At 61.2% G+C, this 20,687-nt stretch carries 19 protein-coding genes; 12 read left to right on the top strand and 7 right to left on the bottom strand.

Going from position 1 to position 20,687, the window contains the following annotated elements; all coding sequences use genetic code 11:
• Positions 1-196 (top strand): transposase (locus tag BMW76_RS02720; protein ID WP_143062196.1); only part of this gene is annotated, 196 nt, incomplete at its 5' end.
• A 238-nt stretch (positions 197-434) separates the two neighbouring features.
• On the opposite strand, the gene BMW76_RS02725 is transcribed toward BMW76_RS02720, so the two are convergent.
• The 4 genes from BMW76_RS02725 to BMW76_RS02735 all read right to left on the bottom strand — a co-directional run bounded on the left by BMW76_RS02725 (position 435) and on the right by BMW76_RS02735 (position 4,672).
• Positions 435-1,637 carry a DUF1254 domain-containing protein gene (locus BMW76_RS02725; RefSeq protein ID WP_245763107.1) on the bottom strand — a complete coding sequence of 401 codons (1,203 nt, stop codon included), beginning with the start codon at positions 1,635-1,637 and terminating at the stop codon, positions 435-437.
• A gap of 43 nt (positions 1,638-1,680) precedes the next feature.
• Positions 1,681-2,007: a hypothetical protein gene (locus BMW76_RS41760; RefSeq protein WP_245763108.1), complete on the bottom strand. Its 327-nt coding sequence runs from the start codon at positions 2,005-2,007 to the stop codon at positions 1,681-1,683.
• 116 nt (positions 2,008-2,123) lie between these two features.
• On the bottom strand, positions 2,124-3,056 hold the full coding sequence (locus BMW76_RS02730) for an alpha/beta hydrolase fold domain-containing protein (RefSeq protein WP_090862579.1): 933 nt from the start codon (positions 3,054-3,056) through the stop codon (positions 2,124-2,126).
• A gap of 2 nt (positions 3,057-3,058) precedes the next feature.
• Positions 3,059-4,672, bottom strand: a complete 1,614-nt coding sequence (locus BMW76_RS02735; RefSeq protein WP_090862582.1) for a flavin-containing monooxygenase — start codon at positions 4,670-4,672, stop codon at positions 3,059-3,061.
• A 497-nt stretch (positions 4,673-5,169) separates the two neighbouring features.
• Here BMW76_RS02735 and BMW76_RS02745 point away from each other — a divergent pair, with 497 nt between their 5' ends.
• The 3 genes from BMW76_RS02745 to BMW76_RS02755 all read left to right on the top strand — a co-directional run bounded on the left by BMW76_RS02745 (position 5,170) and on the right by BMW76_RS02755 (position 8,151).
• Positions 5,170-6,120: an AraC family transcriptional regulator gene (locus BMW76_RS02745; protein WP_218162523.1), complete on the top strand. Its 951-nt coding sequence runs from the start codon at positions 5,170-5,172 to the stop codon at positions 6,118-6,120.
• Positions 6,121-6,352: 232 nt separating this feature from the next.
• Positions 6,353-7,123 (top strand): glucose 1-dehydrogenase, encoded by a 771-nt coding sequence (locus tag BMW76_RS02750; RefSeq protein WP_090862591.1) that lies wholly within the window; start codon positions 6,353-6,355, stop codon positions 7,121-7,123.
• Between the two features lie 125 nt (positions 7,124-7,248).
• On the top strand, positions 7,249-8,151 hold the full coding sequence (locus BMW76_RS02755; RefSeq protein ID WP_090862594.1) for an SDR family oxidoreductase: 903 nt from the start codon (positions 7,249-7,251) through the stop codon (positions 8,149-8,151).
• Between the two features lie 361 nt (positions 8,152-8,512).
• Here the strand turns inward: BMW76_RS02755 and BMW76_RS02765 are convergent, their stop codons facing one another.
• On the bottom strand, positions 8,513-8,989 hold the full coding sequence (locus BMW76_RS02765; RefSeq protein WP_090862599.1) for an AraC family transcriptional regulator: 477 nt from the start codon (positions 8,987-8,989) through the stop codon (positions 8,513-8,515).
• A 444-nt stretch (positions 8,990-9,433) separates the two neighbouring features.
• Here BMW76_RS02765 and eat point away from each other — a divergent pair, with 444 nt between their 5' ends.
• The 3 genes from eat to eutC all read left to right on the top strand — a co-directional run bounded on the left by eat (position 9,434) and on the right by eutC (position 13,103).
• Positions 9,434-10,837 carry an ethanolamine permease gene (gene eat / locus BMW76_RS02770; protein WP_090862602.1) on the top strand — a complete coding sequence of 468 codons (1,404 nt, stop codon included), beginning with the start codon at positions 9,434-9,436 and terminating at the stop codon, positions 10,835-10,837.
• Between the two features lie 83 nt (positions 10,838-10,920).
• A complete protein-coding gene (locus BMW76_RS02775) occupies positions 10,921-12,315 on the top strand; it encodes an ethanolamine ammonia-lyase subunit EutB (protein WP_090862605.1) in 1,395 nt (464 codons plus the stop codon).
• Positions 12,312-13,103 (top strand): ethanolamine ammonia-lyase subunit EutC, encoded by a 792-nt coding sequence (gene eutC, locus BMW76_RS02780; protein ID WP_090863556.1) that lies wholly within the window; start codon positions 12,312-12,314, stop codon positions 13,101-13,103. The genes BMW76_RS02775 and eutC overlap by 4 nt, the downstream gene beginning before the upstream one ends.
• Before the next feature lie 62 nt (positions 13,104-13,165).
• Here eutC and BMW76_RS02785 read toward each other — a convergent pair whose 3' ends face one another.
• Both BMW76_RS02785 and adh read right to left on the bottom strand, forming a co-directional pair.
• Positions 13,166-13,561 (bottom strand): DUF779 domain-containing protein, encoded by a 396-nt coding sequence (locus BMW76_RS02785; RefSeq protein ID WP_090862608.1) that lies wholly within the window; start codon positions 13,559-13,561, stop codon positions 13,166-13,168.
• A gap of 78 nt (positions 13,562-13,639) precedes the next feature.
• Positions 13,640-15,160 carry an aldehyde dehydrogenase gene (gene adh, locus BMW76_RS02790; RefSeq protein ID WP_090862611.1) on the bottom strand — a complete coding sequence of 507 codons (1,521 nt, stop codon included), beginning with the start codon at positions 15,158-15,160 and terminating at the stop codon, positions 13,640-13,642.
• A 356-nt stretch (positions 15,161-15,516) separates the two neighbouring features.
• Here adh and BMW76_RS02795 point away from each other — a divergent pair, with 356 nt between their 5' ends.
• The 5 genes from BMW76_RS02795 (at position 15,517) to BMW76_RS02815 (ending at position 20,674) form a co-directional block, all read left to right on the top strand.
• A complete protein-coding gene (locus tag BMW76_RS02795; RefSeq protein ID WP_090863559.1) occupies positions 15,517-16,521 on the top strand; it encodes a helix-turn-helix domain-containing protein in 1,005 nt (334 codons plus the stop codon).
• A 228-nt stretch (positions 16,522-16,749) separates the two neighbouring features.
• Positions 16,750-16,935, top strand: coding sequence for a hypothetical protein (locus BMW76_RS02800; protein ID WP_087732256.1), 186 nt, complete (start codon positions 16,750-16,752; stop codon positions 16,933-16,935).
• Positions 16,936-16,950: 15 nt separating this feature from the next.
• Positions 16,951-18,342, top strand: coding sequence for an ATP-dependent RNA helicase DbpA (dbpA, locus tag BMW76_RS02805; protein WP_090862614.1), 1,392 nt, complete (start codon positions 16,951-16,953; stop codon positions 18,340-18,342).
• A gap of 314 nt (positions 18,343-18,656) precedes the next feature.
• Complete coding sequence (locus BMW76_RS02810) at positions 18,657-19,811, top strand: pyridoxal phosphate-dependent aminotransferase (protein WP_090862617.1); 1,155 nt, start codon at positions 18,657-18,659, stop codon at positions 19,809-19,811.
• Between the two features lie 20 nt (positions 19,812-19,831).
• Complete coding sequence (locus tag BMW76_RS02815; RefSeq protein ID WP_090862620.1) at positions 19,832-20,674, top strand: carbon-nitrogen hydrolase family protein; 843 nt, start codon at positions 19,832-19,834, stop codon at positions 20,672-20,674.
• Positions 20,675-20,687: the final 13 nt, after the last annotated feature.

The raw sequence follows: 20,687 nt of genomic DNA on the forward strand, positions 1-20,687 counted from the left end.
GCGCGGCAAGAATCGCAACAAATCGAAGATCCGTGCTCGGGTTGAGCACGTGTTTGCTGTGGTCAAGCGCCTGTGGGGCTTCACGAAGGTGCGCTATCGCGGTCTGGCGAAGAACGCCAATCGCGCCTTCGTCGCGCTGGCGTTGACCAACGTCTATCTCTCGCGCAGACGATTGATGGCACAGGTCCGCCCGTAATGGGCGAAATGCGGGCCGAAGGCCCGTACGCAACGCCCTGGTGGGCAGGAAAAAACAAGCGGAAAGCTTCTCTCACGATCAATCTGCCTCTGTTTGCGCCCGAATGGATGAAAACAACGGCTTGTTCAGCGTTGCCTTAACTTTCGATGTAGCCATTTTTTCCATTCTGCGTACCTGTTACGCCTGGCAGGCGATGCGCTATCCAGCCGACGCATCGCAGCGCGCCAGTTCTAGCCGATCACTTCGCTCTCTCTACATCACCGGGCTTCCACGTCTGATCGAAGTACGGTTGAGTCGGTCCGTACAGGCGCAGCATCACGAAGAAGCCTTTGCCTGGCACGGTGCGGCGCCAGTTGCTTTCCTTTCCTGCTGGCGCATGCGGACCGAAGTAAAGATCGATCGAACCGTCCGCATTGATTGCAGGCTTGTCGCGCAAGCCGATGGAGGGAAGGGGTTGTCCGTTGTCGAGACCTGAAGCGGTCTGCGTGTCATACAGCGTTGCCGACCAGAATATGGCCGCCGGCACGTTCGGCGGAAGATGCAGCCTGTAGTCTTTGCTACCGTCCAGCGATTGACCGTCGGCGTCCTTGAATGTCGTCAGATATCGCGCGCCTTTGCCCGGCGTTACGGATGCCATCGCGGGGCTAGTGGCGTAAGCGATGCTGTAGACGCCGCTGCGCGCATCGAGATCGCGGAACTTGCCCGCCTTATCCATCCATTCCCAGTCGTACGCGAAATGACGCGCCGGTGTCACGTAGCGCCGGTCGCTGTAGATCAATCCTCCCGGCCGCTGTGCCAGTTCGTCGTAGATCATCGACCGGCTCATTTTGAAAGCGGTCTTTGCCGCAGCATCGAGGATTGCGCGCGTGTGCGCATCCGGCTTGAATGGTTGTCCCTTGACGATGCCGATCGATGCCATCATGCCGCGCCAGTCCGTGTCGGCGGTATCGATTGGCTCGCTGTCGACGAATCGCGCCAGCACATCGAAGAACCGTCCGTCCGGCGGGAACGTCATGTTCACGGGCACACTGGAGGCGTCCGGGAATTGCATGGACTTCGGCTCTTTGCCGAGCGGATAGATGCGCGTCTGCTCCATCAGCTTGACGGGTGGCGCGAGATCGGTGCGGTCGCTAAAAAAGGCGCGCCAGAAAACAAAAACGTTGTTCGTCCGCGATCGATAGACGAAATAGCCGTCGGGAATGTTGCCGGCATAGTCGGGCGGCAGCACAAGGAATTTTCCCCCGTTGCCCTGATCTGGGCCGGCAAAACCGATGTCGCCTGCGTACGTCTTGCCGTCTACCGTCGGTCCGACGATAGGCCGTTGCCAGAAATCGTCGAGTATGCCTTGCTGTTTGGGCGGCACCTCGATCACCATGGGGCCGTCGCGGCCAACGTCCACATAACCCATGCCGTAGATGACATCGGAGTTGGGTGTAAGCACGACGGTCTTGGCATCGAGACGCTCTTTCCAGACCGGGAAGACGTTATAACCAGCGCCGAACGCCTTCTCCGAACCCTTCTTTCATCGAGTACAGGTTGATCGCTGGCAACGCCCACAAATACACCTGGGTTGCACGCTGGAACAAAAGCTCGTCGCGCAGCGTCGCTGCGGTTGCGCGGGTGGGCTGGCCGCCCGGAAACGGCAATTTCGCAAGTGCTTCATACCGCGCGATCGAATCGGATGGCGAATCCTTCGGCCCGGCGTTGTGCGCAGCGAATGCACTGCTGCACAAGAGACAGTTAGCGGCGATGCAAATGGACGACAAACCTGCGGAAAGACGCATCGAAAGGCGATGGATGGTGGCGTGCATATCTCTTGCGCAATACTTGACGACGGTTGGAGTTGGGCGTGCATCAATCGCAAAAGGCCGACGTTGCCGCTCGCCCAATCAAGGTGAAGAGAAGAATACGCTCAAAGGCGTGCTAATCAGTTGGCGAACGCTTCTTTCAGCGTAGCCGCGGCCATGTCGAGTGCGTGCCCGCCCTGCTCGATTGCACCCGGCATCCAGCAGAATCCGTGGATCATGCCTGAGTAGCGCTCGGCCCTGACAGGCACGCCCGCCGAGGCCAGGCGTTGCGCGTAAGCTTCGCCTTCATCGCGCAGCGGGTCATACTCCGCGGTGATGACCAGAGCTGGAGGAAGGCCGCGGTGATCGTCAGCCAGAATCGGCGACGCATACGGATGCCTGCCGTCCCGCGTATCGCTCAGGTAGTGCTGCCAGAACCACTGCATCGCTGCACGCGTCAGGTAATATCCGTCGCCGTTTTCACGGTACGAGCCGGTGCCGAAATCGTGATTCGTAACGGGATAGAGCAGCACCTGATGACGCAGAGCGAACGTGGCCTTGTCTTTGGCAATTAGCGCGACGACTGCCGCCAGGTTGCCGCCCGCACTGTCTCCGCCGACCGCCAGTCGGCTAGCATCGACGGCAACCGTACTGCCGTTGGCAGCCAGCCATTCGGTGACGGCATAGGCATCTTCGACGGCGGTCGGGAATTTATGTTCAGGCGCGAGCCGGTAATCCACGGACACCACCACGCATCCCGCGCGGTTTGCGATGCGGCGACACGGGACGTCCACGATATCGAGGTCGCCGATGACCCAGCCGCCTCCATGGAAGAAGACCAAGGCCGGAAAAGGCCCGCCGCCCTGCGGCGTATAGATGCGCACGGGGATTTCTCCTGCCGCCCCTGCGATCGTGCGATTTTCCACCTTGGCAACGTCTTCGGGAGGGCCGGACAGTGCCTGCAGCCGCGATGCCGCGACGCGTGCTTCTTCAGGCGTGCGCGTTTCGAGCGGCGGGCTTCCGGCCGCCGCCATGAGATCGAGGATAGCTTGCGCTTGTGGATCGAGCGCCATGATCACACGGTCTCCGCAGGCACCGGCGTCAACACGAACCCTTGATAGCCGTTCGCGGCCACCTTCGTGCATATCTCGCGGTAGGCCGGAACGCCGCCGACATAGATCGGGAACGGCATCGTCTTGCCCTTGATGTTCGCGCCGTTGTACCAGGATTCGCCGCGCGGAAACAGCGTGCTATCGGCAACGGTGCGCACGTGCTGGCTCCAGTCCGTTTCCGATTCCGGCGTGGCTTCGATCGAACTGATGGCGTTCTCGCGAAGGTGCTGGATGCAGTCAGAAATCCATTCGACGTGCTGTTCGATCGACAACACCATATTGGTCAGCACGGATGGACTTTGAGGGCCGGTGATCATGAAGAAGTTCGGAAAGCCGGCGTTGGCGATACCCAGATAGGTACGGATCTGGCGGCCATCCTCCCATTTGTCCTTCAGCGCGACACCATGTCTGCCGCGGATGTCGATGCGAAACAGCGGGCCGGTAATCGCGTCGTATCCGGTTGCAAAGACAATCGTGTCCAGCTGGTACTCGGCCTGAGCAGTGCGAAGGCCACCGGGCGTGATCTCTGCGATGGGCGCCGCCTTCACGTCGACAAGCGTGACGTTGTCGCGGTTGTACGTCGCGTAATAGTTCGTGTCGAGCACCGGCCGCTTGGAGCCGAACACGTAGGTCGGCAACAGTTGATCGGCAGTCTGCGGGTCTTTCACCAGGCTGCGGATCTTCCCGCGCACGAAGTCGCAGAGCTTTTCATTGGCCTCTACGCTGGTCATCAGGTCCTTGTACCCGGTGTTCATCCAGCCGCCTTCTTCCCATGCTGCTTCATACCGGCGTTGGCGCTCTTCGGGCGCGTCGTTAAGCGTTACCCGATCGGGCGCGGGCCTGATATTCGTACCGGCCCACGACTGGAGCAGCTTGGCCTTGATCGCCGGAAAGTTGGCCTTGGTTTCCCGGATATAGGCGTCGTCGTAAGGATGGTTTTGCGCGGGTGTGGTGTACTGAGGCGTGCGTTGAAACACATACACGTGTTGCGCTTGCTCAGCGATGACTGGAATGGCCTGGATGCCGCTGGAGCCAGTGCCGATGACGCCCACGCGCTTGCCGCTGAAATCGACGGGCTGGTGAGGCCAGGTGCCCGTGTGATAGTGCTCACCGGTAAAGCTCGACAGTCCCTTGAAATCCGGCGTGTTGGACGACGACAGGCAACCGACACCGGAAATGAAGTAGGTCGCCGATACGGTCTGGCCATCGTCCGTGCCCACGAGCCAGCGGCCCGTCTGCTCGTCATAGTGTGCCGATTTCACGCGCGTGTTGAACTGGATGTCGCTGCGCAACTGGAATCGGTCGGCGACATGGTTCAGGTAGCGCAGGATCGACGGCTGATCCGGATAGCGGCTTGTCCACGTCCATTCCTGTATCAGCTCGTCCGAGAACGTGTAGTTGTAGTAGACGCTCTCCACATCACAACGCGCGCCGGGATAGCGGTTCCAGTACCAGACGCCGCCGACGTCGGTGCCGGCCTCGTAGACGCGCACCGTCAGACCCTGCTCGCGCAGCCGGTGAAGCATGTACAGGCCGGAGAAACCGGCGCCTACGACAACTGCATCGAAATGTTTCATGTTTTGTCTCCTTCGGAAGCGGTTGGCGGGACACGCGGTTGCGTCCGGCCGTCCGCAGCGGACTGTTTTGAATACCCTTGTTCAGCCTTATCGTCGACAGCGCCATTGCATTCGCCTCGCTGCTGCCGGACCGGACAGATTCCGAACCAGGCGGCAACATTGCTGTCCGGCACATCGGTGCCGTCTCGCATTCGCCTGGTCGGTTTTTCGACGCGAGAAACGACGGGCGCAACCGCGTACCCGGCACGCATCCGGCGGCCGTGTCGCTGCTCGCAAGCTCTGGCACGTCGGGGCGGGGATACGGCTGATGGGTGAGGGCTGTTGACTCGGTAACAATGCTAAGTAGGCTTTTCCGAGGGCGTTATGGCATATTGGGACAATTAGTTATCAGATTCGGACGTTGCTTCTCCCACCCGCCTATGCGTCACCTCAGTCACGTTCCCCGCCATAACGGCCCAAGCGTTCGATTGCTGCTTCAGTTCGGCATGGATCATGGAATGTCCGCGGATCGATGCCTGAAGGGAACGGGATTGACCTGGGCGCAACTGGCCGACACCGGTGCGGAAGTTCAGGCAGAGCAGGAACTGCAATTGATCCGCAATCTGGTCAGCACACTGGGACATATTTCTGGTCTCGGTATCCACGTTGGGCTGCGCTACCGGTTGGCCACCTATGGGGTCTATGGTTTTGCCGTGCTGAGCTGTGCAACGCTGCGCAGTGCGGTGGCCATGGGTTCACGCTACCTGGAGCTGTCGTACCCGTTTCCGGATATCTGCTCGAAGGTGATCGGCGGCACGGTGGAAACCATCATCGATGACAGCAGGGTTCCTGAGGACGTGCGCGCGTTTATCGTCGATCGGGATTGCGCGACGATTGCAAACATCCAGCGAGATCTGCTCAATACCACGCTGCCGGTTTTCAGTGTCACGTTGCGCAGGCCGGCGCCATCCGATGTCACACCGTATGAGGCGCTCTTTGGCATGACGCCGGAGTTCGGTGCGCCCTCGAACCGCATACTCAAGGACGCCTCGGCGTACCTCGACCGCCCATTGCCATGCGCCAGCGAAGAAGTCGCGCGTGACTGCGAAGCGCAGTGCCAGGCCATGCTGACAAGGCGCCAGGCGCGCACGGGTCTGGCGGGCCAGTTGCGCGATCGGCTCGTGGCCGTCCCGGCGCAGCAGCCCGATATGGAAGCGCTGGCGGAAGAGTTCCACATGACGTCGCGCACGATGCGTCGACGGCTCGCCGAAGAGGGCACGAACTTCCGGCAGTTGCAGGAAGAAGTTCGCGAAGCATTGGCCGATGAGCTGCTTGCCGGCCCGCTATCGGTGGAACAGGTAGCCGAATCGCTCGGTTACGGCGAGGCGTCGAATTTCATTCGCGCCTACAGACGATGGAAAGGCACTACCCCGAAAGAGTTCAGAAACCGCGTGCGCGAGTCCGAGTGAGTTCGCGGCAAGAAGGTGCTGAGTCTCCGAATAGGACAACAACCTGTCCGGATATGCCATAACGCCGGCAAAAACGCCGACTTAACATTGGCCCTCGTCTGCGAGAACAATCCTCCGCCTCGTTAAGCAAGAACACCGCGATCCGATCGCCATCTGGTTAGCCTGAGGCGCGAAGAAAGATTTTGCTCGCTGTCGCCACCTTCAGCTAGACAACTCAAGGGAAACAACAGCCATGAGAATGCAGGGCAAGATCGGGCTCGTCACGGGCGGAGCCTCCGGTATGGGACTCGCCTTCGCGCGGCGCCTCGCGCAGGAAGGCGCGAAAATCTACTTTACGGACGTCAACGAATCCGGCGGCAAAAAGGCCGAGGATGAACTGCGACGCTCCGGTCTGTCGGTCACTTTTCTTTCTCACGATGTCACGCTGGAAGCCGACTGGCTCCGCGTGCTTGAGCACATCCGGGTCAGCGAAGGCCGCCTCGATGTGCTGGTCAATAACGCCGGCATCGTGATGTCGCACAACATCGAGAATTGCACTGCAGAGGATTTCGACAAGGTACTTAACGTCAATCTGAAAAGCGTTTTCCTCGGCTGCAAGCACAGCCTGGCTCTCATGAAGGAGAACGGCGGATCGATCATCAATATGTCGTCGATTACCGCTATTTGCGGTGAACCGGCGGCACTGGCCTACAGTGCATCCAAGGCCGGCGTACGGTTCCTGTCGAAATCCGTCGCGCTGCATTGCGCGGAGAAAGGCTACGCCATTCGCGTCAACAGCCTGCATCCCGGCTACATCGACACGCCTTTGCTTTCCGGCGCACCGAGCCGCTTGTCCGAAGCAGAAGCACTGACCGTGCGTGCGCGCATCGGTGGCGAGATTCCATTCAAGCGTCGCGGCACGCCTGACGAGGTGGCGGGGGCGGTGCTGTATCTTGCCAGCGATGATTCCGCGTATGTCACCGGTACCGAACTGGTGGTCGACGGCGGCTACGCCTGCCACTGATACATGGCAGCACAGGTGACCGGGCGGTTCTTGCAGCCGCGCCGATCACGATGCGGGTCTGCGACGAGCGTACGAATTTTGCTGCGCTTGCCACCCTATCGCATACACACGAGGAGACGATCAGGATGCTTCAGTTCAGAGGGAAAGTCGCTGTCATCACAGGCGGCGCGTCGGGATTTGGTCGAGAATTTGCGCGCCTGGGCGCCTCTTTCGGCATGAAGCTCGTGCTGGCCGACGTGCAGGCAGACGCGCTGGACGCAACCGTGAGCGAGCTGAAAGCAGCGGGTGCCGATGTTATCGGCAAGCGCACCGATGTTTCAAGATCCGACGAAGTGCAAGCCTTGGCCGACGCCGCCGTCGCCGCATTCGGGGAGGTCAACCTACTTTTCAACAATGCGGGCGTGGCATCTGGCGGACTGGTCTGGGAGAGTTCGGAAAAGGATTGGGACTGGGTGTTGGGTGTCAATCTGCGTGGCGTTATCAACGGCGTCCGTATTTTCACGCCTTTGATGCTCGCGGCCGCTGAAAAGAATCGCGACTACGTAGGGCATATCGTGAATACCGCGTCGATCGGCGGACTGGTCACGGCGCCGATGCTTGGCCCGTACACCGTCTCCAAGCATGCCGTGGTTGCACTGACCGAATCGCTTTACCACGATCTAAGCCTTGTAACCGACAGGGTGAAATGCTCGGTGTTGTGTCCTTCTTTCGTCGCCACGGGTATCAACCGGTCGCAGCGCAATCGCCCGGCAGCGCTCGGCGTCGAGGGGACGCTTCATCGTTCGCAACTGGCGGCCCAGGCTATTCTCGATATGGGAACAGGGGCGGGCACGGTCAGCGCAGAACAGGTGGCACAGTTGACCTTCGACGGCATTCACGACAAGCGCTTTTACATCTGTCCGCATCCGGATAAGCTCTCCGCCGCGCGTCAGCGGTTTGATGACATCGTCGCTTTGCGCAATCCTCACGATCCTTTCGACAAAAATCAGGAAATGCGAGCGAAGGTAGTCGCTACGTTGCAGGGATAAATGCGGTTGCGGTTTGTGGCGAGGCGCATGAGAGGCATTGCGGCCTCGATGGACCAACCGCCTGGATGCCGGGCTCACCGCAGCCTTTTGGCATACCGATCGCGAACCACTTGCGAGATATACGTCGACAGCCCGCGACCACGGACAGCAAGGCGCTTCATTTTCTCCACGTCTTGCTGGCCCGGGGTCGCGTAGTTATACAGATAGACCTGGCCGTTCCTGAATCCCACAACGATAGCGTCCGGACAGGTTTCGTAGGCGACCACGCCTGATCGGCCACTCCGATCCCGATATCGTGGCATTTCGCCTCCCGCTCGACGCGTCTATCTTCAGACGCAATGCAACAGGGCACGAACTATTCCTAAACCAGCGGCAAACAGATATCCGTCAGCAAATTCGCCGGCGCGGTCTCTTTGGGATTGTTCAAATACTCTTCGAACACAGGCGCGTCAGCGGCCTCGTGTTCCGAGTTCACCAGCCACTCGCCATAGAGCCACTGATAAGCCGCCGCCATATCCTCGTAAGGCCCTTTGTGCCGCAATACGGCGTACTTGCCGCCGGTAATCGGCGTGACGCTGACAGGCCCGCCGCCCGACACATCGACGGCCCGAGGCAGCCACACGCCGGCCTTCGACCTCAATTCGTTTTCGGCGACTGCAGTCGGATCGTCGTAGAAGATTCCGATCATCCGCATTTCGCCGGACAGCAGTCCACGCGATGCCAACCAGTCCATCAGCGTTTCGAACGCCTTGCCGATCTGCAGATACGGCCCGACGTGATCGACGGTCAGCACGTCGAAGCCCGCGATATCCCGAATCACCACATCTCTCATCGTCATTTGATTACCTCCTGGGTCCGTAATAGACGGCCGGAACAGGCGACGCGTCCCGGCATTCCGATACTGCGCGGGCGACATGCATAAGACGGCGCAGAACGCCCGCGTGAACGACTGCAAACTTCCATACCCCGCCGCGCGGCATGTCGCGCGCGATGACCGAGGTCGCTCATGGCAATCAATCGTAGAAGAAGGCGCGGCAAAGTTCACGACAGCTCGCAGCGATTTTCCACATCCTCCGCACAGGCCGCGTCCCGACCACACAATTCAGCGACGACTTAACCCGAGCCGTTCGCGTGCGCGCTCAACGGCATTCATCTTTGCCGATTTTCGATAACACCTCGATTTATGGCTTCCTACCATCGCCAGATGCCGCCCGTAACAGGCCCGCTGCGAAGGGCAACGACGCGGGTCCATCAATTGGCAACTTCGAAAATGGAGCCTCCGATGAAAGCAGAGTCGACAACCCAGCACAAAGGCGTCGTCACGCATCACGAGTTGAAGCAGACGCTCGGCACCTGGCAGCTTTGGGGCATCGCCGTCGGCCTCGTGATCTCCGGCGAATATTTCGGCTGGAGCTACGGCTGGGCGAGCGCGGGCACGCTCGGCTTCGTGATCACCGCGCTTTTTATCGCTGCGATGTACACGACGTTCATATTCAGCTTCACCGAACTCACGACGTCGATTCCGCATGCGGGCGGCCCATTCGCCTACGCGCGCCACGCGTTCGGGCCCACGGGAGGCTATATCGCGGGCGCGGCGACGCTCGTCGAATTCGTGTTCGCGCCACCCGCAATCGCGCTCGCGATCGGCGCGTATTTGCACGTCCAGTTTCCCGGCCTCGAACCGAAGCACGCGGCAATGGGCGCGTACCTCGTGTTCATGGCGTTGAACATCGTCGGCGTGCAGATCGCGGCGGCGTTCGAGCTGTGCGTGACGCTGCTCGCGATCTTCGAGCTGCTGGTATTCATGGGCGTCGTGTCGCCGGGCTTCCAGTGGGCGAACTTCACGAAGGGCGGCTGGGCAGGCTCCGGCACGTTCAGCATGGGCGCGTTTCACGGCATGTTCGCTGCGATTCCATTCGCGATCTGGTTCTTCCTCGCGATCGAAGGCGTCGCGATGGCCGCCGAGGAAGCGAAGAACCCGAAGCGCTCGATTCCCATCGCCTATGTCACGGGCATTCTGACGCTCGTCGTGCTCGCGATCGGCGTGATGGTGTTCGCCGGCGCGGCGGGCGACTGGACGAAGCTCTCGAACATCAACGACCCGCTGCCGCAAGCGATGAAATACATCGTCGGCGAGAACAGCGGCTGGATGCACATGCTCGTGTGGCTCGGACTGTTCGGCCTCGTCGCGTCGTTTCACGGCATCATCCTCGGCTATTCGCGGCAGATCTTCGCGCTGGCGCGCGCGGGCTATCTGCCGGAGTGGCTGTCGAAAGTGCATCCGCGCTTCAAGACCCCGCATCGCGCGATTCTCGCGGGCGGCGTGGTCGGCATCGCGGCGATCTACAGCGACGAGCTGATCCAGTTCGGCGGACAGACGCTCACTGCGAATATCGTGACGATGTCGGTGTTTGGCGCTATCGTGATGTACATCATCAGCATGCTCGCGCTGTTCAAGCTGCGCCGTACCGAGCCTGACATGGAGCGTCCGTTCCGCGCGCCGCTGTTTCCGTATTTCCCGGCGTTCGCGCTGGTGGCAGCCGTGATTTCGCTCGCGACGATGATCTACTTCAATCTGCTCGTCGCACTGGTGTTTGCTGCGTTCGTCGCGCTCGGTTACGGCTACTTCCTGATGACGCGCCAGCAACGCGAAGTCGCGCCGGCTGATGTACTGCTCGAAGAATGAACGCGTGCGAGCATTAAATGCAGCGGATGCGCTGACGTACACGCAACAGGCCGCGCAGTAGCCGCGGCGACGGAGTACACGATATGAGCTACACGGAGACAATCGGCAGCCGGACGTATCGGTTTGCCGATCTGAAGACGCTGATGGCGAAGGCGAGCCCGTTGCGTTCCGGCGACCAGCTCGCCGGCATCGCGGCGGCGAGCGAGGAGGAGCGCGTCGCTGCAAAGATGGCGCTCGCCGACGTCCCATTGCGCACATTCCTCAATGAAGCGTTGATTCCATACGAGAGCGACGAAGTCACGCGCCTCGTCATCGATACGCATTCGCCCGAAGCATTCGCGGAGATTGCGCACCTGACCGTGGGCGAATTCCGCAACTGGCTGTTGTCCACTTCGACGGATACGGCCGCGCTTACGCGTATCACGAATGGCCTCACACCCGAAATGGTCGCGGCCGTGTCGAAGCTGATGCGCAATCAGGATCTGATCCTGGCGGCGCGCAAACGGCCTGTCGTCACGCGCTTTCGCAACACGGTTGGCTTGCCGGGTCACATGTCGGTGCGCCTGCAACCGAATCATCCGACCGATGACGTGAAGGGCATCGCCGCATCGATGATCGACGGTCTGATGTACGGTTGCGGCGACGCGGTAATCGGCATCAATCCCGCGTCGGACAGTCTTTCAGCGATCACGAATCTGCTCGTGATGATCGACGATTTCCGCACGCGCTATCAGGTGCCGACGCAATCGTGCGTGCTCACGCACGTGACCAATACGATTGCCGCGATTGAAAAAGGCGCGCCCGTCGATCTCGTGTTCCAGTCGATCGCCGGCACCGAGAAAGCGAACGAGAGCTTCGGCATTTCGCTGGCGCTGTTGCAGGAAGCGTATGAAGCGGCACTGTCGCTCAAGCGCGGCACTGTCGGCGACAACGTGATGTACTTCGAAACGGGGCAGGGCAGCGCGCTGTCGGCGAATGCGCATCATCGCGTCGATCAGCAGACATGCGAAGTGCGCGCGTATGCCGTCGCACGGCGGTTCCATCCGTTTCTGACGAATACGGTGGTGGGCTTTATCGGCCCCGAGTATCTGTACGACGGCAAGCAGATCACGCGCGCCGGTCTCGAAGATCACTTCTGCGGCAAGCTGCTCGGCGTGCCGATGGGCTGCGATATCTGCTACACGAATCACGCGGAAGCCGATCAGGACGACATGGACAATCTGCTGACACTGCTCGGTGTTGCGGGCATCAACTTCATCATGGGCGTTCCCGGCGCGGACGATGTAATGCTCAATTACCAGAGCACGTCGTTTCACGACGCGCTGTATGTGCGAGAGGTGCTGGGTTTGCGCCGCGCGCCCGAGTTCGAAGAGTGGCTGGAGTCGATGCAGATCACCGATGCGCGTGGCGCGTTGCTCAATGCGCCCGCGCGTCAACCGCTGCTCGAAGGCGCGAGCGAATGGATGGGCATCGCATGAGCGATTCGATCGAAAAGAATGCGTGGCAGACGCTGCGTGCCTTTACGAACGCGCGCATTGCGTTGGGCCGCGCGGGCAACTCTCTGCCGACTGCGCCGCTGCTGGCGTTCAATCTTTCGCACGCGCAGGCGCGCGACGCCGTGCATCATCCCTTGGATGCCGACGTCTTGCATGAACAGTTGCGCGCGCAGGGCTTCGCGTCGCTCGACGTGCATAGCGCCGCGCCGGATCGCGAGCACTATTTGCGGCGTCCGGATATGGGGCGGCGTCTTTCGGACGAGAGCCGCGATCTGTTGAATAATGCCGCGAGCGACGATCCGCCCGAAGTGGTTTTCGTCATCGCCGATGGGCTGTCCGCGTTTGCGGCTTCAAAGCAGTCGATGCCTCTGTTGCAGGCCATCACGAAGCGCCTCGCGGACTGGAAGATCGGCCCTGTCGTGGTTGCGCGTCAAGCACGCGTTGCGTTGGGCGATGAGATCGGTGAGTTGCTTAGAACGAAGCTCGTCGTGATGCTGATCGGCGAGCGGCCTGGGCTCAGTTCGCCCGATAGCCTGGGCATCTATCTCACGTATGCGCCGAAAGTCGGATGCAGCGACGCGCAACGCAACTGCATTTCGAACGTGCGACCGGAAGGACTCGACTACGAAGCAGCCGCACACAAGCTGCACTATCTGCTGACGCATGCGCGCCGTTTGGGGCTGACGGGTGTCGGTCTGAAGGACGATAGCGATGCGCTGCTTCAAACTGCCGAAGCCGCATCGATAATCGCTGACGCTTCGAGAAAATAACAAAGCGTCCAGCCGTCATATCACGGCTGGACGCTTACTGCGTCAACTTCGCCAACCCAACGTCAGAGCGCATCGGCACGGCTCACGGGATGCTTGCCGAGCCAAGCGTTTTCTTTGTCATCGAAAAGGCGCGAGCGTGTGAGGAATCGCAGCCCTGTCGGCCGCTCGAGGGAAAACATGCCGCCGTTGCCCGGCACGACATCGATGATCAACTGTGTGTGCTGCCAGTACTCGAATTGCGATTCGCTCATATAGAACGGCACGCCTCCAATCGTGCCGAGCCATACATCCGACGCGCCGACCATAAACTCGTTCGACGGAAAACACATCGGCGCGCTGCCGTCGCAACATCCGCCCGATTGATGAAAAATGACCGGCCCGTGTTCGGCGCTCAACTGCTGGATCAGTTTGATGGCCGCGTCGGTTGCCACGACACGCGCAACGCCTTCGTCATTCATTGCGCTTCCTCTTTCTTTTGATCCGCTGAAAAAGCGGGCGAACCGCATCGCGCGATTCGCCCGACAGGTGCACGACGCTCAGAAGAAACCCAACGGTTTGTCGCTATAGCTGACGAGCAGGTTCTTCGTTTGCTGATAATGGTCGAGCATCATCTTGTGATTCTCGCGCCCGATGCCCGACTGCTTGTAGCCGCCAAACGCCGCGTGCGCCGGATACGCGTGATAGCAGTTGGTCCACACGCGGCCCGCCTGAATCTCGCGGCCGAAGCGATACGCGCGTGAGCCATCGCGTGTCCAGACGCCTGCGCCGAGGCCGTAGAGCGTATCGTTGGCGATCTCGAGCGCTTCTTCTTCGTTCTTGAACGTCGTCACGGAGACGACAGGCCCGAAGATCTCTTCCTGGAAGATGCGCATCTTGTTGTGACCGCGGAATACCGTCGGCTTCACGTAGTAGCCTTTCGCGAGTTCGCCGTCGAGCTTGTTCTGCTCGCCGCCGATCAGGCATTGCGCGCCTTCCTGCTTGCCGAGATCGATATACGACAGGATCTTTTCGAGCTGTTCCTTCGAGGCCTGCGCGCCGATCATCGTCTTTGCGTCGAGCGGGTGGCCTTGCTGAATGGCGGCGACGCGCTTCAACGCGCGCTCCATGAAGCGGTCGTAAACCGATTCTTCGATCAGCACGCGCGACGGGCACGTGCACACTTCGCCCTGGTTCAGCGCGAACATCGCAAAGCCTTCGAGTGCCTTGTCGAAGAAGCTGTCGTCCTTGTCGAGCACATCTGCGAAGAAAATGTTCGGGCTCTTGCCGCCCAGTTCGAGCGTCACAGGGATGATGTTCTGGCTCGCGTACTGCATGATCAGACGGCCCGTCGTCGTTTCGCCCGTGAACGCGATCTTTGCGATGCGCTTGTTCGATGCGAGCGGCTTGCCCGCTTCGAGACCGAAACCGTTGACCACGTTCAGCACGCCAGCAGGCAGCAGATCCTGAATCAGTTCGACCAGCACCAGTATCGACGCTGGCGTTTGCTCGGCCGGTTTCAGCACGACGCAATTGCCTGCCGCGAGCGCGGGCGCGAGTTTCCACGTCGCCATCAGGATTGGGAAATTCCACGGAATGATCTGGCCGACCACGCCCAACGGCTCGTGAAAGTGATAGGCGACCGTATCGTGATCGATCTCCGAAATGCCGCCTTCCTGCGCGCGGATCGCGCCGGCGAAATAGCGGAAGTGATCGATCGCGAGGGGGATGTCGGCGGCCATCGTTTCGCGCAGCGGCTTGCCGTTGTCGATCGTCTCGGCGACGGCGAGACGTTGCAGATTCGCTTCCAGACGATCGGCGATCTTGTTGAGGATGTTCGCGCGCTCAGTGGTCGAGGTCTTGCCCCAAGCCGTTTTCGCGCGATGCGCGGCGTCCAGCGCGAGTTCGATGTCGGCTTCGCGCGAGCGCGGAATCGACGTGAACGGCTCGCCCGTAATCGGCGAAACGTTGTCGAAGTACTCACCGCCCGCCGGCTTCACCCACTCTCCGCCGATGAAATTCTCGTACTGCTTCTTATACGGAAACTCGGTGGTCAGAAACTTCATTTCTGCGTGATTCATCTGCGTGCTCCTCACATGATCGGATAGTCGATGTATTCGTTTGGGCATGTCACCCGGCTGAGCGGTCTTCTGCTGCCGCGGGTCCATATCGCCAGAAGTGTGCCAACGAGGGCGCGCATACAGCCGATGCCGGTGCACGCGGCACTGTCGCGATGCACGTCACGCGATGAGCGCGAGATTGCTCACAGCAGGCGTTGCATCCGTGAGCAATTCGACCAGCGAGTGTTCATCGAATGAACAGCGCGCGTGCATTGGAATGGGAGGTTGCCGAAGGTTCTTTCGGCATGGGACTTGCGTCGATGTGCGCTTGTTTGTTCAATGTCACATGCAGGTGCATGTTCATCATCGACGCCCATATGACAACCGATCTTTCCTCTCCGCTTTCGCGCGTGCCCGTGTGTCGCGTCGAAACGAGCGTCGCGCACGACGCCGATGAACAGGCGCGCAATCTTCGCGGCTGGACGCAAACTTACGATCAGCTCACGGCAGGGCGCTTCGTCGGCAAGCTGACGGGCCTGCATCTCGACGCGATGCACGTGTTCTGCGAGACGACGAACCAGACGCTGCGCCAGACCTGCGAAGTGCCCGCGGACGCCTACTGGTTCGGCATTCCCACTGACGACGCAAACACAGGCCGCATCGACTCGCACGCAATCGGCAACGATGCGCTTGCGTTTCAACGCGGCGGCGTCGAATTCGAACTGCTGACGCCGGGCGGCTATGCGATCTTCGGCGTGGTCGTATGCCGTGACGTGCTGCACCGGCATGCAGCCGCCGTCGAACACGCGGACATGGATCAGGCTACGCATACAGGCGTCGTTCCGATCGATGCGAAAAACAAGGCGCAATTCTGCGAGCTATTGCGCAGCGCACTCGACGACACGGCAAGCGCCGCGCTTTCCACACGCGCCCGCTGCAACCTGCAAGCATCGGTGCTGTCGTCGTTGTTCGATCTGTGCGGGACCCCGTCCGTCGAACCCGCCGCTATTCCTGCGCGTCCGCGCAGGCAATGGATCGTCTCCGCCGCGCGCGACTATGTGCTCGCGAATCGCGAGCGTCCCATCAGCGTGCCCGAGCTGTGCGAGCATTTGCACGTCAGCCGCCGCACGTTGCAGTACTGCTTTCAGGACGTGCTCGGTCTCGCGCCCGCGAGCTATCTGCGCGCGATCCGCCTGAATGGCGCGCGCCGCGATCTGTGCGATGCCGCGCCTGGCGAGCGCACGGTGCAGGACGTCGCGGCTGCGTGGGGCTTCTGGCATCTCAGCCAGTTCGCGACCGACTATCGCAAGCTGTTCGGCCTGCTTCCTTCTGAGACGCTCAAAACGGTCCATGCGCCCGCCAACGCGCTGCTGACTCACTAAACGTATCTCGCACGTTCTTGCCGGGCTCGCCATCGCACATCCGTTAAAATTGCGGAATGCGCGAATTTCCTTCGCCGCCCGATCAACCCATCCTCATCGACGACATAGCAGGCCGCGCTGTATCTGTTCCGTGCTGCATTGCGTGGACCGATCGATCAGCGCCTTGCGTGCATTCGCGTTCTTCCCCTGCGGCGGAACGCGCTCAACCGATCAAGCTGGAGAATCAACGTGTTTACTTGCATCAACCAGAGCTGTGGCGCGCAGTGGGAACAGTCCGACGTCGTCATCAAGAACGAAGGGCAGGGTTTGCTGTTTCGCTGCCCGATGTGCGGCGCCCGCAACTACGTCGAGCGTTTCGACGCCGACGACGGCACGATTGTCTACGAGCAGATCGAAGGCCGCCCGTATAACTGAAGCCCGCACAACGACATGACAGACAAGGCACGTCCCTTCAGCGAACTGCCGCTCTCGCCGGCGGCGCTCACGAATCTCACGCAACTCGGCTATGTCGAGATGACGCCGATCCAGGCTGCGAGCCTGCCGATCGCGCTCGCCGGCCACGACCTGATCGCGCAGGCGAAGACGGGCAGCGGCAAGACGGCGGCGTTCTCGCTCGCGTTGCTCGCGCGGCTCGACGCGCGCCGTTACGCGGTGCAGGCGCTGGTGCTGTGCCCGACGCGCGAACTCGCCGATCAGGTCACGCAGGAAATTCGCCGGCTCGCGCGCGCCGAAGAAAACATCAAGGTGCTGACGCTCTGCGGCGGCACGCCGATGCGTCCGCAGACCGCGAGCCTCGAACACGGCGCGCACATCATCGTCGGTACGCCGGGGCGCATCATGGACCATCTGGAGCGCGGCAGCCTCGCGCTCGACGCGCTCAACACGCTCGTGCTCGACGAAGCGGATCGCATGCTCGACATGGGCTTCTTCGACGACATTGCGAAGGTCGCGCGTCAATGTCCAAAGGAGCGGCAGACGCTGCTGTTCTCCGCGACGTACCCCGAGGGCATCGCGAAACTGAGCCAGCAGTTTCTGCGCAACCCGAAGGAAGTGAAGCTCGAAGAGCGTCACGACGACAGCAAGATTCGCCAGCGCTTCTATGAAGTGACGGAGGACGAGCGTCTGCATGCCGTCGGTCTGCTGCTGAACCACTACCGCCCTGTGAGCACGATCGCGTTCTGCAACACGAAGAACCAGTGCCGCGATCTGCTCGATGTGCTGCGTGCGCAGGGCTTTCACGCGCTCGCGCTGCATGGCGAGCTCGAGCAGCGCGAGCGCGATCAGGTGCTGATCCAGTTCGCGAATCGCAGCTGCTCGGTGCTCGTCGCGACCGACGTCGCCGCGCGCGGCCTCGACATCGCGCAGCTCGAAGCGGTGATCAACGTCGACGTGACGCCTGATCCGGAAGTGCACGTGCATCGCATCGGCCGCACGGGACGCGCGGATCAGGAAGGCTGGGCGCTGAGCCTCGCGAGCATGAACGAAATGGGGCGCGTGGGCGGCATCGAAGAGGCGCAAGGGCGCGATGTCGAGTGGCGTCCGCTTTCCGAACTGAAGCCCGCTAGCGACGGGCCGCTGCTGCCGCCGATGGAGACGCTCCAGATACTCGGCGGCCGCAAGGAAAAGATCCGCCCCGGCGACGTGCTCGGCGCGCTGACGGGCGAGGCGGGCTTCAACGGTTCGCAGATCGGCAAGATTAACGTGACGGAGTTTTCGACTTACGTCGCCGTCGATCGCGGCATTGCCCGTGACGCGCTGCGCAAACTGAGCGCAGGCAAGGTCAAGGGCAAGAAAGTGAAAGTGCGTCTGATGGACGAATGAACGTGACGGCAGCGCGTGGCGCGCGCTGCCTCTCTCTTCTGCAAAGCTGCTGCCGATCCTCGTTAGCATCACGCCTCTTCATACCTGCGGGATTACCCTGCCGTCGTCCGTATTCCGCTTTACTCCATTCGCGCAAGCGCCTTCGCGTGCATTCGCGCATCGCGCCGCAGCATTCACCGCATGAGCGAAACGCATGCCGCGCATGACAAACTTTCGATTGTTCTCGCGCGCGCGTTGTTGCCTAATCGTTCAAACTGGACGGGACCGACGCATCACGCATGGTCCGCCGATTTGCAGCGAGGAGGAGGAATCTCATGCAGAGCGCTTTGCAAGCACGCTCGAAGTTGCCGGACGTCGGCACGACGATTTTCACGGTCATCGGTCAACTGGCCGCCGAACACAATGCGTTGAACCTGTCGCAAGGCGCGCCGAATTTCGCCCCCGACGAAGCGCTGGTCGATGGCGTGACCAAGGCGATGCGCGCGGGTCACAACCAATATGCGCCGATGGCGGGCATCGGCGCATTGCGCGCGGCGCTCTCGGCGAAAGTGGAGACGCTGTACGGCGTCCACTACGATCCGTCGACGGAAGTGACCGTGATCGCAAGCGCGAGCGAAGGACTGTACTCGACGATCAGCGCGCTCGTGCATCCCGGCGACGAAGTGATCTACTTCGAGCCGTCGTTCGACAGCTATGCGCCTATCGTTCGCCTTCAAGGCGCGCAGCCGATCGCGATCAAGCTCTCGTCGAACGATTTCCGCGTGAACTGGGACGAAGTGTCTGCCGCGATCACGCCGAAGACGCGGATGATCATCGTCAACACGCCGCACAATCCAACCGCGACGACTTTCAGCGACGCCGACATCGAGCGCCTGAAGGCCGTCACGCGCAACACGGACATCGTGATTCTCTCCGACGAAGTGTATGAGCACGTCGTGTTCGATGGCGCGAAGCATCACAGCATGGCGCGTCATCGCGAGCTCGCGGAGCGCAGCGTGATCGTGTCGTCGTTCGGCAAGTCGTATCACGTGACGGGCTGGCGCGTCGGCTATTGCCTCGCGCCTGCCGCGCTGATGGACGAGATTCGCAAGGTTCATCAGTTCATGGTGTTTTCCGCCGATACGCCGATGCAATACGCGTTCGTCGAAGCGCTCGCGGATCCGCAGAGCTATCTGGGCCTCTCCGAGTTCTATCAGCACAAGCGCGATCTGTTGACGCGCGAATTGCACGACTCACGCTTCGAGCTGTTGCCGAGCGAAGGCAGCTTCTTCATGCTCGCGCGTTTTCGCGGCTTCTCGGACGAAAAGGACAGCGACTTCGTGCTGCGCCTGATCCGCGATGCGAAGGTCGCCACCATTCCGCTGTCGGCGTTCTATACGGACGGCACGGATGGCGGCCTCATACGCCTGAGTTTTTCGAAGGACGACGACACGCTGATCGAAGGCGCGCGCCGTCTGCGCTCGATTTGAGGACGAGGGAGCAACAAGCGATGATGCAGGAATCAATCAACGCAGCCGTCGTGCAGATGAGCAGTAGCTCTGACGTCCGGCAGAATCTCGGCGAAGCGCGCCGTTGGGTGCACGAGGCGGCGCGCGAAGGCGCAACGCTGATCTGCTTGCCCGAATACTTCTGCTGGATCGGCAATGACGAAATGCAGCGCGTCGCGCTCGCCGAAGCGTTCGGCGATGGCCCGATCCAACACGCGTTGGCGGAACTGGCGCGCGAGACGAATACGTGGCTGATCGGCGGCACGGTGCCGATCCGGCCGTCGCAGGGCCCACAGGTCGGCACGCATGCGTACAACACGTCGCTCGTGTTCGATCCGTCGGGGCAGTGCGCGGCACGCTACGACAAGATTCATTTGTTCAGCTTCAATCAGGGCGCCGAGCAGCACGCGGAAGGCGATACGATGGTCGGCGGCGACAGCATCGGCACTGCTCAAGGGCCGTTCGGCACGCTGCGTCTGTCGGTGTGCTACGACTTGCGCTTTCCCGAGCTGTATCGCGCGGCGCCCGATGCCGACGTGATCGCCGTGCCCGCCGCCTTCACGCACACGACGGGGCTCGCGCACTGGGAGTTGCTGCTGCGCGCGCGGGCTGTGGAGAATCAGGCCTTCGTGCTCGCGTCCGGTCAGTGCGGCACGCACTCGAATGGGTGGCGGACTTTTGGCCACAGTATGATCGTCGGGCCGTGGGGCGAAGTGCTCGCGCGTCACGACGACGAACCCGGCATCGCTCTCGCGACGCTGACCCAGGCCGCGCTCGACGAAGCGCGCAACCGTCTGCCGGTGCTCAAGCATCGGCGCATCGCTACGCCGTCTGACGTGCATTGAACATAAAGGGAAG

Source organism: Paraburkholderia diazotrophica, assembly GCF_900108945.1.
GTDB lineage: Bacteria > Pseudomonadota > Gammaproteobacteria > Burkholderiales > Burkholderiaceae > Paraburkholderia > Paraburkholderia diazotrophica.

Coding starts and splice junctions, on each gene's coding strand:
- BMW76_RS02755 (WP_090862594.1), top strand. CDS start 7,249: ATGCTTCAGTTCAGAGGGAAAGTCGCTGTCATCACAGGCGGCGCGTCG.
- BMW76_RS02765 (WP_090862599.1), bottom strand. CDS start 8,989: ATGACGATGAGAGATGTGGTGATTCGGGATATCGCGGGCTTCGACGTG.
- BMW76_RS02735 (WP_090862582.1), bottom strand. CDS start 4,672: ATGAAACATTTCGATGCAGTTGTCGTAGGCGCCGGTTTCTCCGGCCTG.
- BMW76_RS02785 (WP_090862608.1), bottom strand. CDS start 13,561: ATGAATGACGAAGGCGTTGCGCGTGTCGTGGCAACCGACGCGGCCATC.
- adh (WP_090862611.1), bottom strand. CDS start 15,160: ATGAATCACGCAGAAATGAAGTTTCTGACCACCGAGTTTCCGTATAAG.
- BMW76_RS02815 (WP_090862620.1), top strand. CDS start 19,832: ATGATGCAGGAATCAATCAACGCAGCCGTCGTGCAGATGAGCAGTAGC.
- BMW76_RS02745 (WP_218162523.1), top strand. CDS start 5,170: ATGTCCGCGGATCGATGCCTGAAGGGAACGGGATTGACCTGGGCGCAA.
- BMW76_RS02750 (WP_090862591.1), top strand. CDS start 6,353: ATGAGAATGCAGGGCAAGATCGGGCTCGTCACGGGCGGAGCCTCCGGT.
- eat (WP_090862602.1), top strand. CDS start 9,434: ATGAAAGCAGAGTCGACAACCCAGCACAAAGGCGTCGTCACGCATCAC.
- dbpA (WP_090862614.1), top strand. CDS start 16,951: ATGACAGACAAGGCACGTCCCTTCAGCGAACTGCCGCTCTCGCCGGCG.
- eutC (WP_090863556.1), top strand. CDS start 12,312: ATGAGCGATTCGATCGAAAAGAATGCGTGGCAGACGCTGCGTGCCTTT.
- BMW76_RS02730 (WP_090862579.1), bottom strand. CDS start 3,056: ATGGCGCTCGATCCACAAGCGCAAGCTATCCTCGATCTCATGGCGGCG.
- BMW76_RS02810 (WP_090862617.1), top strand. CDS start 18,657: ATGCAGAGCGCTTTGCAAGCACGCTCGAAGTTGCCGGACGTCGGCACG.
- BMW76_RS41760 (WP_245763108.1), bottom strand. CDS start 2,007: ATGCACGCCACCATCCATCGCCTTTCGATGCGTCTTTCCGCAGGTTTG.
- BMW76_RS02775 (WP_090862605.1), top strand. CDS start 10,921: ATGAGCTACACGGAGACAATCGGCAGCCGGACGTATCGGTTTGCCGAT.
- BMW76_RS02795 (WP_090863559.1), top strand. CDS start 15,517: ATGACAACCGATCTTTCCTCTCCGCTTTCGCGCGTGCCCGTGTGTCGC.